Genomic DNA, 13,387 nt, shown 5'->3' on the forward strand with positions numbered 1-13,387 from the left:
GGAGCGGGCTTGCCCGCGAAAAGGCCACCGCCGCTGCCACCTTGCTGCGCCAAGCAAGCAAAAAAATGCCCGCTCCTGCAGCAGCCGGAGCGGGCGCTTCCCGCAATCAATCAGGCAATGGGAATTCAGTTGAACGCCGGCACCACTTCCTTGATGAACAGCTCCAGCGACTTCTTCTTCTCGGCATGCGGCAGGCTGTTGTCACACCAGAAGCTGAACTCGTCGACGCCCAGTTCCTGGTAGTACTTGATCCGCGCGATGATTTCTTCAGGCGTGCCGATCATGGTGTTCTTGCGAATGTTTTCCAGCTCGAACGCGGGCACTTCGGCGAATTTCGACTCAGGGCTCGGCTCAAGGAAGCCATTGACCGGGGTGGTCTTGTTGCCGAACCAGGCATCGAAGGTGCGGTAGAAGCGCGAGATGGCTTGGGCGCCGATCTTCCAGCCGTCTGGCTCCGCCGGGCTGTGCACGTGGGTGTGGCGCAGCACCATCAACTGCGGGCGCGGCACGTCCGGGTTGTTGTCCAGCGCGGCCTGGAACTTGTTCTTCAAGTCCAGCACTTCTTCGTCACCCTTCATCAGCGGGGTGACCATGACATTGCAGCCGTTTTTCACGGCAAAGTTGTGCGAATCCGGATCGCGTGCGGCGATCCACATCGGCGGCATGCCTTTCTGTACCGGCTTGGGCACGCTGGTGGAGGTGGGGAACTTGTACACCTCACCTTCAAAGGCATAGTCGCCTTTCCACAGTTCGCGCACCGCCGGGACCATCTCGCGCAGGGCCTTGCCGCCGTCGGTAGCCGGCATGCCGTTGGCCATGCGGTCGAACTCGAACTGGTAGGCGCCACGGGCCAGGCCGACTTCCATCCGACCGTTGCTGATCACATCGAGCAGGGCGCATTCACCGGCTACCCGGATCGGGTTCCAGAACGGCGCGATGATGGTGCCGGCGCCCAGGCGGATGTTTTCGGTGCGCGCCGCCAGGTACGCCAGCAATGGCATCGGGCTGGGCGAGATGGTGTATTCCATGGCGTGGTGTTCGCCGATCCACACGGTGCTGAAACCGCCGTCCTCGGCCATCAGGGTCAGTTCGGTGAGGTCTTCGAACAGCTGGCGGTGGCTGACCTGTTCATCCCAACGTTCCATGTGCACGAACAACGAAAATTTCATGGGGCTTTCCTCGAAGCTTGAATGTCGCGCCTGCCTGGGCAGGCGCCAGAAACCACGACGGGCGCGCCCGGCACCCATCGACAGGATAGGTGCGCTCAGGCGAAGGCGGGCAGGCTGGCCATTTTGCCGCGGCAGTAGATCATCGGCAGTGGCGCTTGCTCGGGGACGATCAGGTTCTGCACTTTGCCAACCATGATGGCGTGGTCGCCACCTTCATATTCACGCCACAGCTCGCATTCGATGATGGCGGTGGCATTGGCCAGCAGCGGGTTGCCCAGCTCGCTCAAGGTCCACTCGATACCGGCGGCCTTGTCCTTGCCTTTTTTGGCGAAGGCATAGGCTTCGGCCTGCTGTTCACCGGAAAGCAGGTGAATGGCAAAGCGCTTTTTCTGCATCAGTACCGGGTAGGAGTCGGAGCTGTAGTTGGGGCAGAACAGCACCAGTGGCGGATCCATCGACAGCGAGGAAAAGGCACTGGCGGTCAGGCCGACGATCTGGCCGTCGTCGTCCAGGGTGGTGATGACAGTGACGCCGGAAGGGAAGGAACCCAAAACGTTCTTGTAGACGGTTGCGTCGATCATGAAGTGATCCTCTTCGCAGGGGTAGCGGTGGTCCGCTTTTTATCGTTGATGTGTCTGATGGTATACCGTAATACTCGATTTGCAAGCGGAATTTTCCGCCTGGTGAAAATCACGATGAGCGGCGCAAGGCCGCGTAAAACGTGGCTTAGCCAAATAATCACGCTCAGCCGGTGGGCTGCTGAACCGGATCAGTTAGGTTATTTTCGGGCGGTGCAGTGTTGTCAAAAGCTTGGAATACCATAATATGGTCCGCAGCTGAGAGGCCGCCCAGAGCGGTTTCCTACAACGATAAAAAACGACCCTTTCGAGCTGAAATCCTATGTCCCAACCGTCGTCGCAACACCAGTTTGTCGAGAATCACACGGTCGATTACGTTCCACCTGCCGAGCGCCATGGGAAGGCGCGCGACCTGTTCACCCTCTGGTTCAGCACCAACATTGCGCCACTGCCTATCGTCACCGGTGCCATGGTGGTCCAGGTGTTCCACTTGAACCTGCTGTGGGGGCTGATTGCCATTGTGCTTGGCCACATGCTGGGCGGCGTGGTCATCGCCCTGGCTTCTGCGCAGGGGCCGCAGCTGGGCATTCCGCAGATGGTCCAGAGCCGTGGCCAGTTCGGCCGTTACGGCGCGTTGCTGATCGTGTTCTTCACCGCGCTGATCTACATCGGCTTCTTCATTTCCAACATTGTCCTGGCTGGCAAGTCGATCCATGGCATTGCCCCCAGCGTGCCGATGCCGACGGCCATCGTCATCGGTGCCTTGAGCGCTACGGCGATTGGGGTGATTGGCTACCGCTTCATTCATACCCTCAACCGCATCGGCACCTGGGTAATGGGCTCGGCGCTGTTGGCAGGCTTCATCATGATGTTCATCCAGGACCTGCCGGCAGACTTCTTCAGCCGTGGCAGCTTCAACCTGTCGGGCTTTATCGCCACGGTGTCGTTGGGCACCATCTGGCAGATCAGCTTTTCGCCTTACACCTCCGACTATTCGCGCTACCTGCCGCGTGAAATCGGGATCGCCAAGCCGTTCTGGGCCACTTACCTGGGGGCCACCCTGGGCACCATCCTGTGCTTCAGCTTTGGTGCCATTGCCGTGCTGTGCGTGCCGGAAGGGACCGACGCCATGGCTGCGGTCGAGCAGGCCACAGGCTGGCTGGGGCCGATTCTGATGGTGCTGTTCCTGCTCAACATCATCAGTCACAACGCGCTCAACCTGTATGGCGCGGTGCTGTCGATCGTCACCGCGATCCAGACCTTCGTGGCCCAGTGGACGCCGAGCATCAAGCTGCGAGTAATCCTCGCTGCGGTGATTCTGCTCGGTTGTGGCCTGGTCGCGTTGAACGCGTCGGCGGATTTCATCGGCCAGTTCATCGGCCTGATCCTGGCGTTGCTGCTGGTGCTGGTGCCGTGGGCTTCGATCAACCTGATCGACTTCTACCTGATCAAGAAGGGCGTGTATGACATCGCCTCGATCTTCCGCGCCGATGGCGGGATCTATGGCCGGTTCAACCCGCACGCGATCATTGCCTATGCCTGCGGCATCCTGGTGCAGTTGCCGTTTGCCAATACCGCGCTGTATGTCGGGCCGTATTCGAACCTGGTGGAAGGCGCGGACCTGTCCTGGTTGTTTGGCTTGTTGGTGACGTGCCCGCTGTATTACTGCCTGGCGACGCGTGGCCGCAGCGAAAGAGCGGCGCGCGCCTTGAGTGTGAATGAGTAAGCAGATCAGGGGCCGCGTTGCGGCCCTTGGTGGTCGTGGCTGTTAGCGATGCGCCTCAAAGGCTGGCTATCGGCTGCAGGCGGCCTTCCCGGTCAAGGTGGTAACGCTGTAGATCTCGCGCCAGGATCAGCTGCCCGCTGTAATGGGCCAACGCCTCGGCACGTACATCATCGATCGAGGGGCTGCGCTGCGGATTGTCCTGGTAGCGGGCACTGAAGTGCGTCAGCACCAGGTTAGGCACCCCCGCAGCGTGGGCGAACTGTGCGACAGCGGCGGCAGTGCTATGGCCGAAGTTCGACTGTGCACGCGCCAGGATCGGCTGGGTGAAGGTCGCTTCATGCACCAGCACATCGGCACCTTTGGCGACCTCGGCCAACAGGTTCGGTGAATCGTTGTCGCCACAGACGATGACGCGTCGTGGCGGGCGCGAGGGCTTCAGGTAATCCTGCGCAACGAGCTGTTGGCCGGCGTGCTCGACCGAGCGGCCCTGGGCCAGCTCACCCCACAGCGGCCCACGGGCAATGCCATCGGCCAGCAGCTTGTCGGTATCCAGGCGCGGCTCGGGATTGATTTCGCTAAACACGAAGCCATAACTGGGCACCCGGTGCGACAGCTCGACGGTGCTCACCTGCACCTGGGCGCTGCTCCAGTGCTGGAGGGTTTCCACAGCCTGCAAGTGCAGCTCGAAGGGCAGGTAGGTCTGGCTCACGGCCAGGCTTTGGCGTAGCCAGTCGTGCAAGGCCAGCGGCAGGATCATCGGTAGTGGTTCGCTGCGCCCAGACATGCCGGCACTGGCCAGCAAACCGGGCAGGCCATAGCAGTGATCGCCATGCACATGGGTGATGAAAATGGCGCGCAGATCGCGCATCGACAGTGGGGTGTGCAGCAGCTGGTGTTGCGTGCCTTCGCCGCAATCGACCAGGTACCAGCCTTTGCCTGAGGCCTCGATCACGGCCGTGGCGCTGACATTGCGGGCCTTGGTGGGCACCCCGGAGGAGGTGCCCAGAAACTGCAGGTCCATTGCAGGATCCTCTACGGATAAATCGGCATTTTACCCAGACTTTCAGCCGCCGCCGACCACCATCGCCGTGAACGGCGCCACGTACGCCTGCAAGGTCACCAGGCCGCCGACCAGAATCGCCAGGATCACCGAGTGGAAGAACACATAGCGCAGGATCTCGCCTTCATGCCCATACCAGCGGGTCGCGGTGGAGGCGACCACGATCGACTGCGCATCGACCATCTTGCCCATCACCCCACCGGAGCTGTTGGCCGCAGCCATCAGTACCGGGCTCAGGCCAAGTTGCTCGGCGGTCACCCGCTGCAGCCCGCCGAACAGCACGTTGGAGGCGGTGTCCGAGCCGGTCAGGGCGACCCCCAGCCAGCCCAGCAGGGTGCCGAACATCGGGTAGAAAATGCCGGTGGCGGCAAACGCCAGGCCCATGGTCGCATCCAGCCCTGAGTAGCGCGTGAGAAACCCCAGGGCGAGCATCGCGACGATGGTGATCAGCGAATAACGCACCACCCAGATCGTGCGCAGGTACTGCTTGGCCAGGGCTAGCGGCGAATAGCCCATCAGCAGGCCGCCGAGAATCGCCGCCAGCAAGATCCCGCTACCGGTCGAGGTCAGCCAGGTGAACTTGTACACCGCGTCCTCTTTTTTCGGCGTGGGCACAACAGGCGGGACTTTTTCGATCTGCTGGTGGATGGCCTCGAACGTGATGCTCGGGGCGAAGATTGGGTTGGCTTCACGCAGCGGCTTGCCCTGCGCGTCCATCATCACTACGCCTGTAGCAGGGTCCAGCGCGGGGCGGGTATCGAACAGGTTCTTGAAGCTGGCCGTGCCCCAGGCGAAGACGAATACCGTGAGGATGATCCAAGGCATCCACGCCCGCAGCACCGTGCGCCGGTCCGACTGGCTGAAGGCCAGGGTATCGCCAGCAGGCGCCTTGGGGTCGGCTTCGACCTTGGAATTGTCCACCCGCCCGGTGAGTGCAGCAGAGGTGTGCACCGTGGCCGGTTTCCACACCCGCAAAAAGCCGGTCAGGCAGGCCATGGAGATCAGTGCGGCGATCACATCCACCAGCATTGGCCCGTGGTAGTTCGACACCAGAAACTGCGGAATGGCGAAGCTGACCCCGGCCACCAGAATCGCCGGCCATATTTCGATCGTCTTGCGCCAGCCGGCAAACGCCCAGATCAACCAGAACGGCACGATCACCGAGAAGAACGGCAACTGTCGACCGACCATCATCGACAGCTCCATTTCATCCAGACCGGTGACCTTGGCCAGGGTGATGATCGGCGTGCCCAGGGCGCCGAAGGCGACGGGCGCGGTGTTGGCTATCAGCGCCAGGCCCGAGGCGGCCAGGGGCGAAAAGCCCAGGCCGATCAGAATCGCCCCGGTCACCGCCACCGGTGTGCCAAAGCCCGCCGCTCCTTCGAAAAAGGCGCCGAAGCAGAACGCGATCAGCAACAACTGCAGGCGACGGTCGTCAGTGATGCGTGCGAGTGAGTCCTGCAGCACCTTGAACGAGCCGTTTTCGGTGGTCAGGCGGTGCAGGAAGATGATGTTGAGCACGATCCAGCCAATGGGCAGCAGGCCGTTGGCCGCGCCGTACAACGCCGCAGAACCTGCCATGTTGGCGGGCATGTCGAACGCCAGAATGGAGATCAGCAAGGCCGACGCCAGGGCGAGCAGGGCGGCGATATGCGCTTTGATGTGGAAGAACGCCAGTGCCGCCAGCATCACCACGACGGGGACTGCGGCCATGAGGGTGGAGAGCCAGGGGCTCCCGAACGGATCGTAGATCTGCTGCCAAACCATCTGCCACCTCGCTTGTTGTTATGGGAGGTATTGCATTGAATGGGCGGTCGGCACTGCAAGGACGCCAGGTGCAGTATAGGAAGGATTTGTTCGCGTGCAGTTGCAGGGCAGCAATGTGCCGTTTGCATCCATTTGAGTTGCATCAGCCCTGGCGTGTTCGCGGGCAGGCCGCCAATCAAGCCAGGGCTGAGCAGTGAGAAGCAGATCAGTTGAAGTCGAACGGGGCCAGCTGGAAGCCCTGTTCATCGACCTGCAACGCCCAGCCGCGGCGGTCCCAGTCGCCGAGCACGATACGCCGTGCGGGCTGACCCTCGACCACCAGCTTGTGAATCGCCGGCCGGTGGGTATGCCCATGCACCAGCGTACGCACGCCGTGCGCAGCCATCACCAGGGGCACTTGCTCAGGGGTAACGTCGACGATCTCGGTGTTTTTCATGCGCGTTTGCGACTGGCTTTCGCTACGCAGCTTGCGCGCCAGCTTTTGCCGGGTGGACAGCGGCAGGTGCCGCAGGATCCACAGGCTCAGCGGGTTGCGCAGGTAGCGGCGCAGCTTCATATAGCCCAGGTCGCGGGTGCACAAGGTATCGCCGTGCATCAGCAGTACGGGCTCGCCACCCAGCTCGACCACGCAAGGGTCGTCCAGCAGCGTGGCGCCAGCGGCCTTGCAGAAGTCCTGGCCAAGCAGAAAGTCGCGGTTGCCGTGCATCAGGTAGATCGCCGTTCCAGCGTCGCTGAGCTGGCGCAAGGCCTGGCAGATCGACTGCTGGAAAGGGGTCATGGCGTCATCGCCGATCCAGGCTTCAAAGAAGTCGCCCAGGATGTACAGCGCTTTGGCGTGACGCGCACGGCCTTCGAGCAGATCAACAAACGCCCGGGAAATGTCCGGGCGTTCTTCTTGCAGGTGCAGATCAGAGATCAGCAGAATCACTCAATGATCTCGGCTTTCTCGATGATCACGTCGTCTTTCGGCACGTCCTGGTGGCCGGCCTTGGAACCGGTGGCAACGCCTTCGATCTTGTCGACCACGTCCTGGCCTTCGGTCACTTTACCGAACACGGCGTAGCCCCAGCCCTGCACGTTCTTGCCGCTGTGGTTGAGGAAGTCGTTGTTCGAGGCATTGATGAAGAACTGCGCGGAGGCCGAATGCGGCTCCATGGTACGGGCCATGGCGATGGTGTACTTGTCGTTCTTCAGGCCGTTGTCGGCCTCGTTCTGGATGCTTGGCTTCTTGTCGCGTTTTTCGTTCATGCCTGGTTCGAAACCGCCGCCCTGGATCATGAAGCCCTTGATCACACGGTGGAACACGGTGTTGCTGTAGTGGCCGGCTTTGACGTATTCCAGGAAGTTGGCAACGGTCAGCGGGGCCTTTTCGGCATCCAGTTGCAGGACGATGTCGCCGTGGTTGGTGCTCAATTTGACTTTGGACATGCTGAAATTCGCTCTATCAAGGCATTTTGGAAATAGGGTGCACAGGTGCGCATATTGTCACCTGACGCAGGATCGGGCGAGCGCGACACAAGTGCGCGGCGGCCATTTTGCCGGATTACGCTACACCGTCGCGATAAACACTGCGATAAATCGTGCCACTTTGTCGGTGCCCGGCTGTCAGCAGCTTGACTGCTTCGGCTATGATAGGCCCTTTGATTCAATAGGCCTACCCAGGCCGAATACGTGCATTCAAGGATCCTATGAGCAAGCCCACTGCCGACAACGCGCCCAACGCCGCTGCCAAAGGCGCTCCCGCCGTCCCTGCGAACTTCCTGCGGCCGATCGTCCAGGCCGACCTGGACTCGGGCAAGCACACGCAAATCGTCACCCGCTTTCCGCCGGAGCCTAACGGCTACCTGCACATCGGCCATGCCAAGTCGATTTGCGTCAACTTTGGCCTGGCCAAAGAGTTCGGCGGCGTCTGCCACCTGCGTTTCGACGACACCAACCCGGCCAAGGAAGATCAGGAATACATCGACGCCATCCAGGATGATGTCAAGTGGCTGGGCTTCGAGTGGGCAGGTCCGGTGCGTTACGCCTCGCAGTATTTCGACCAATTGCACGACTGGGCCGTAGCGCTGATCAAGTCGGGTAACGCCTATGTCTGCGACCTGACGCCTGAGCAGGCCAAGGAGTACCGGGGCAACCTGACCGAGCCTGGCAAGAACAGCCCGTTCCGCGAGCGTAGCGTCGAGGAAAACCTCGACCTGTTCGCGCGCATGAAGGCCGGCGAGTTCAAGGACGGCGAGCGGGTGCTGCGGGCCAAGATCGACATGGCCTCGCCGAACATGAACCTGCGCGACCCGATCCTCTACCGCATCCGCCATGCCCACCACCACCAGACCGGTGACAAGTGGTGCATCTACCCCAACTACGACTTCACCCACGGCCAGTCGGACGCGATCGAGGGCATCACCCACTCGATCTGCACCCTGGAGTTCGAAGGTCATCGTCCACTGTACGACTGGTTCCTGGACAACCTGCCGGTGCCGGCCCATCCGCGCCAGTACGAATTCAGCCGGTTGAACCTGAACTACACCATTACCTCCAAGCGCAAGCTCAAGCAGCTGGTCGACGAGCAGCACGTGCATGGCTGGGACGACCCGCGCATGTCGACCCTGTCGGGCTTCCGCCGTCGCGGCTACACCCCGGCATCGATCCGCAACTTCTGCGAAATGATCGGCACCAACCGCTCCGATGGCGTGGTCGACATGAATATGCTCGAGTTCAGCATCCGTGACGACCTCGACCGCAATGCGCCGCGCGCCATGTGCGTGCTGCGTCCATTGAAGGTGGTGATCAGCAACTATCCAGAAGGCCAGGTGGAAAACCTCGAGCTGCCACGTCACCCCAAAGAAGACATGGGCGTGCGCGTACTGCCGTTCGCCCGTGAGCTGTACATCGACCGTGACGACTTCATGGAAGAGCCGCCAAAAGGCTACAAGCGCCTTGAGCCAAACGGTGAAGTGCGCTTGCGCGGCAGCTACGTGATTCGCGCCGACGAGGCGATCAAGGACGCCGCTGGCAACATCGTCGAACTGCGCTGCTCGTACGACCCCGACACCCTGGGCAAGAACCCCGAGGGGCGCAAGGTCAAGGGCGTGATCCATTGGGTGCCGGCCGCCACCAGCGTCGAATGCGAAGTACGCCTGTACGATCGCCTGTTCCGCTCGGCCAACCCGGAGAAGACCGAGGAGGGCGGCAGCTTCCTGGACAACATCAATCCAGACTCGCTGCAGGTGCTGACCGGTTGTCGTGCGGAACCTTCCCTGGGCAACGCCCAGCCTGAAGACCGTTTCCAGTTCGAGCGCGAAGGCTACTTCTGCGCCGACCTGAAAGACACCCAGCCGGGCCGCCCGGTGTTCAACCGCACCGTCACCCTGCGTGACTCCTGGGGTAGCTAAGGAATCGCCGTGCTTAACATCTACAACACGCTGAGCAAGACCAAGGAAGCCTTCAAGCCGCTCGATGGCAACAAGGTGCGCATGTACGTCTGCGGCATGACCGTGTACGACTACTGCCACCTGGGCCACGGCCGCAGCATGGTGGCGTTCGACCTGGTCACCCGTTGGCTGCGTAAAAGTGGCTACGACCTGACCTACGTGCGCAACATCACCGACATCGACGACAAGATCATCAACCGCGCCAACGAGAACGGCGAGACGTTCGATGCGCTGACCGCCCGCATGATCGACGCGATGCACGAAGATGAGCGCCGCCTGAACATCTTGCCGCCCGATCAAGAGCCGCGTGCCACCGACCACATCGCCGGCATGCACGCCATGATCCAGACCCTGATCGACAAGGGCTATGCCTACGCGCCGGGTAACGGCGACGTGTACTACCGGGTCGGCAAGTTCGTCGGCTACGGCAAGCTGTCGCGCAAGAAGATCGAAGACCTGCGCATTGGCGCGCGCATCGAAGTCGACGAGGCCAAGCAAGACCCGCTCGACTTCGTCCTGTGGAAGGGCGTCAAGCCCGGCGAGCCGAGCTGGGAGTCGCCATGGGGCCCGGGTCGTCCGGGCTGGCACATCGAGTGCTCGGTGATGTCCACCTGCTGCCTGGGCGAGAGCTTCGACATCCACGGTGGCGGCAGCGACCTGGAGTTCCCGCACCACGAGAACGAGATCGCCCAGAGCGAAGCGGCCACCGGCAAGCAGTACGCCAACGCCTGGATGCACTGCGGCATGATCCGTATCAACGGCGAGAAGATGTCCAAGTCGTTGAACAACTTCTTCACCATCCGCGACGTGCTCGAGAAGTACCACCCGGAAGTGGTGCGCTACCTGCTGGTGGCCAGTCACTACCGCAGTGCGATCAACTACTCCGAAGACAGCCTGCGCGATGCCAAGGGCGCCCTGGAGCGTTTCTACCACGCCCTGCGCGGCTTGCCGCGGGTGGCTGCGGCCGGTGGTGAAGAGTTCGTCGAGCGCTTCAGCGTGGCGATGAACGACGACTTCGGTACGCCGGAAGCCTGTGCGGTGCTGTTCGACCTGGTGCGTGAAATCAACCGCCTGCGCGACAGCGATCCGCAGGCCGCCGCTGGCCTGGCCGGTCGTCTGCGTGAGCTGGGCGATGTGCTGGGCGTGTTGCAGCTGGAGGCGGATGACTTCCTGCGTGCCGGTGCCGAAGGCAAGGTCGATGCGGCGCAGGTGGAGGCGTTGATTCAGGCGCGTCTGCAGGCACGTGCTGACAAGAACTGGGCGGAGTCTGATCGGATTCGTGACCAGATCACGGCCATGGGCGTGGTGCTGGAGGACAGCAAGGGCGCGACTACCTGGCGTCTGGCTGACTGATCTGGCATTTGGGGGCTGCTTTGCAGCCCTTTGCGGCGGTTCGGCGCCCCGACAAGCCCGCTCCTATAGGTACAGCCATGCCCAAGAGCAGCGCGCTCCCTGTAGGAGCTGGCTCGCCTGCGATGGGCCGCAAAGCGGCCCCAGGCTTCAACTGACCAGCGGGCAGTGCAGCACCAACCTCGCCCCGCCGAGCTCGCTCTCGCCAACCTCCAGCCTAAACCCATGCAAATCCACGATCGCCGCCACGATCGACAATCCCAGCCCAAACCCTGGATGCCGGTGACCTTCGTCACTGCGATAAAACCGCTTCAACACCGCAGCCCGTTCCTGCTCGGGAATCCCCGGGCCACTGTCCTCGATAGCAATATGTACGCCCTCGGCATCCTGCCGGGCGACGATCCTCACCTGGCCGCCCTCTGGGGTGAACTTGATGCCATTACCCACCAGATTGGCCAACGCCTCGAACAGCAGTTCGCGATCACCGTGCAGCGCCGCCAACTGCGCCGGCTGCTCCAAGCTCAGGCGAATGCTGCCATCCTCGGCCAGCGGCAGGTAGAAATCATGCAGCTCGACTAACAGCGCATGCGGATCGAGTTCCACGAACCCGGCCCGGCGCTGGCGGTCTTCCAACTCGCTGATGCGCAGCAAGCCGCGAAAACGCGCCATCAGCGTGTCGGTTTCACCAATGGCCTGGTCCAGCGCCTCGGCCTGCGGCGAATCATCGCCACTTTGCTGACGAATCCGGTAAAGCTGTGCGCGCAGGCGGGTCAGCGGTGTGCGCAGATCATGGGCTATGTTGTCGCACACACCCTTGACCTCGTGCATCAGCCGCTCGATGCGATCGAGCATGGCGTTGACGATGGCGGCGAGCATGTCCAGCTCATCGCGGCGTGCCGACAGCGGCAGGCGGTGGGTCAGGTCGCCGGCGACGATCAACTCGGCGCTGGCCTGCACCGCGCGGATACGTTTGAGCGGGCGTCGGCGCAGCAAATACCAGCCAGCGAAGCCTGGGATCAGGGTCAGCGAGATGCCCCAGAGCAAGGCATCGAGGATGATCCGGGTGACCACGAACAACGAGCCGTTATCGCGTAGCAGCACCAGCCAGCGGCCATCCTGAACCTTGATCGCCACGGCATCGCAGCTATCGCTGAGCATGTGTGGGTCATCTGCGTCCAGGCAACGCTTGAGCTCATGGATCTTGCCGTCCAGCCCCAACTCCGGCGGTATGCTGCGGATCCGCCCGCCAATCGGATTGAGCTGGGCGTCGAACAGCCCGTAGGCGTCAAAGCTACGCTCTTCGAAGGCCTGGCTGGCAATCAGTGCATCGTCCAGCTGCTTGCCGCTCATGTGAGCGAACAAGTGCTGGCGCTGCAGCATCGAGTGGCGGGTGAGTTTGTTCAGGTAGCTGGAGACCTCGAAGTACAGCACCCCCATGAGGATGCTGCTCCAGGCCACGAACAGAAAGCTGTACAGCGCCAACAGGCGGCTGGTCGAGGAACTCCAGCCCTTAGACGGGTTCAGCAATGGCATAGCCCGAGCCCCGTACGGTACGGATCAGCGGCGACTGGCCGGGCGAGTCGATCTTCTTGCGCAGGCGCCCAATGTGTACATCGATCAGGTTGGTGCCGGGGTCGAAGTGATAGCCCCAGACCTCCTCGAAGATCATCATCCGGGTGATCACCTGGCCGGAATGGCGCATCAGGTATTCCAACAGCTTGTACTCGGTAGGCAGCAGATTCAGGGTCTGTTCGCCGCGGCGTGCTTCGTGGCTGATCAGGTCCAGCTCAAGGTCGGCGACCTGCAGGCGGGTCTGGGTCATGGGCACGCTGTTGCGCCGTAGCAGCACTTCGACCCGGGCGGCCATCTCGTCGGAGGCGAATGGCTTGGTCAGGTAGTCATCGCCGCCAGCGCGCAGGCCGCGCACGCGTTCGTCGACATCGGACAGGGCGCTGATCATCAGGATCGGCGTGGCGATCTTGAGGTTGCGCAAGGTTGTGACGATGGTCAGGCCATCGACCTCGGGCAGCATGCGGTCGAGGGTGATCAGGTCATAGCCACCGGCAATGGCCTTGGACAAGCCTTCCCGGCCGTTATCGGCCCAGTCCACCTCAAGGCCGTGGCTGGACAGTTCAGCGACGATTTCCTGGGCGGTGACGGCGTCGTCTTCGATGGTCAGTACGCGGGTCATGCTGGTTCCTGGGCGGCGAATGGAGACTTGATTGTGCCAAAGAATAGACAAACGGCGATTTAAGAAAAATTCATCTGCGCGACTGATAGGAGGCTTTCGGGTTCTGTGGTGATGG

General features: G+C 61.9%; 11 protein-coding genes. 3 read left to right on the forward strand and 8 right to left on the reverse strand.

Going from position 1 to position 13,387, the window contains the following annotated elements; all coding sequences use genetic code 11:
- Nucleotides 1–125: 125 nt before the first annotated feature.
- Together ACF8K2_RS22155 and ACF8K2_RS22160 are read right to left on the reverse strand one after the other, a co-directional pair.
- Nucleotides 126–1,169, reverse strand: a complete 1,044-nt coding sequence (locus tag ACF8K2_RS22155) for an LLM class flavin-dependent oxidoreductase (protein ID WP_186555256.1) — start codon at nt 1,167–1,169, stop codon at nt 126–128.
- A gap of 95 nt (nt 1,170–1,264) precedes the next feature.
- Entirely contained in the window at nt 1,265–1,750 is a 486-nt protein-coding gene (locus ACF8K2_RS22160) for a flavin reductase family protein (RefSeq protein WP_186555257.1), read from the reverse strand.
- A 319-nt stretch (nt 1,751–2,069) separates the two neighbouring features.
- On the opposite strand from ACF8K2_RS22160, the gene ACF8K2_RS22165 reads away from it, so the two are divergent.
- Complete coding sequence (locus tag ACF8K2_RS22165; RefSeq protein ID WP_392467635.1) at nt 2,070–3,473, forward strand: purine-cytosine permease family protein; 1,404 nt, start codon at nt 2,070–2,072, stop codon at nt 3,471–3,473.
- A 55-nt stretch (nt 3,474–3,528) separates the two neighbouring features.
- Here the strand turns inward: ACF8K2_RS22165 and ACF8K2_RS22170 are convergent, their stop codons facing one another.
- The 4 genes from ACF8K2_RS22170 to ACF8K2_RS22185 form a co-directional block, all read right to left on the reverse strand.
- Nucleotides 3,529–4,494, reverse strand: a complete 966-nt coding sequence (locus ACF8K2_RS22170; protein ID WP_392467637.1) for a ribonuclease Z — start codon at nt 4,492–4,494, stop codon at nt 3,529–3,531.
- 42 nt (nt 4,495–4,536) lie between these two features.
- A complete protein-coding gene (locus tag ACF8K2_RS22175; protein ID WP_186555260.1) occupies nt 4,537–6,300 on the reverse strand; it encodes an L-lactate permease in 1,764 nt (587 codons plus the stop codon).
- A gap of 205 nt (nt 6,301–6,505) precedes the next feature.
- Nucleotides 6,506–7,228 carry a UDP-2,3-diacylglucosamine diphosphatase gene (locus ACF8K2_RS22180; protein ID WP_392467639.1) on the reverse strand — a complete coding sequence of 241 codons (723 nt, stop codon included), beginning with the start codon at nt 7,226–7,228 and terminating at the stop codon, nt 6,506–6,508.
- Nucleotides 7,225–7,728 carry a peptidylprolyl isomerase gene (locus ACF8K2_RS22185; RefSeq protein ID WP_186555262.1) on the reverse strand — a complete coding sequence of 168 codons (504 nt, stop codon included), beginning with the start codon at nt 7,726–7,728 and terminating at the stop codon, nt 7,225–7,227. The genes ACF8K2_RS22180 and ACF8K2_RS22185 overlap by 4 nt, the downstream gene beginning before the upstream one ends.
- 260 nt (nt 7,729–7,988) lie before the next feature.
- Here ACF8K2_RS22185 and ACF8K2_RS22190 point away from each other — a divergent pair, with 260 nt between their 5' ends.
- Entirely contained in the window at nt 7,989–9,692 is a 1,704-nt protein-coding gene (locus ACF8K2_RS22190) for a glutamine--tRNA ligase/YqeY domain fusion protein (RefSeq protein WP_392467641.1), read from the forward strand.
- Between the two features lie 9 nt (nt 9,693–9,701).
- Nucleotides 9,702–11,084 (forward strand): cysteine--tRNA ligase, encoded by a 1,383-nt coding sequence (gene cysS / locus ACF8K2_RS22195; RefSeq protein WP_186555264.1) that lies wholly within the window; start codon nt 9,702–9,704, stop codon nt 11,082–11,084.
- A gap of 147 nt (nt 11,085–11,231) precedes the next feature.
- On the opposite strand, the gene ACF8K2_RS22200 is transcribed toward cysS, so the two are convergent.
- Both ACF8K2_RS22200 and ACF8K2_RS22205 read right to left on the reverse strand, forming a co-directional pair.
- Nucleotides 11,232–12,614 (reverse strand): sensor histidine kinase, encoded by a 1,383-nt coding sequence (locus ACF8K2_RS22200; protein ID WP_392467643.1) that lies wholly within the window; start codon nt 12,612–12,614, stop codon nt 11,232–11,234.
- Entirely contained in the window at nt 12,592–13,272 is a 681-nt protein-coding gene (locus ACF8K2_RS22205) for a response regulator transcription factor (protein WP_186555266.1), read from the reverse strand. Before ACF8K2_RS22205 ends, ACF8K2_RS22200 begins: the two co-directional genes overlap by 23 nt.
- Between the last annotated feature and the right edge of the window lie 115 nt (nt 13,273–13,387).

This window comes from Pseudomonas sp. xss_2 (assembly GCF_043104195.1).
Lineage (GTDB): Bacteria > Pseudomonadota > Gammaproteobacteria > Pseudomonadales > Pseudomonadaceae > Aquipseudomonas > Aquipseudomonas urmiensis.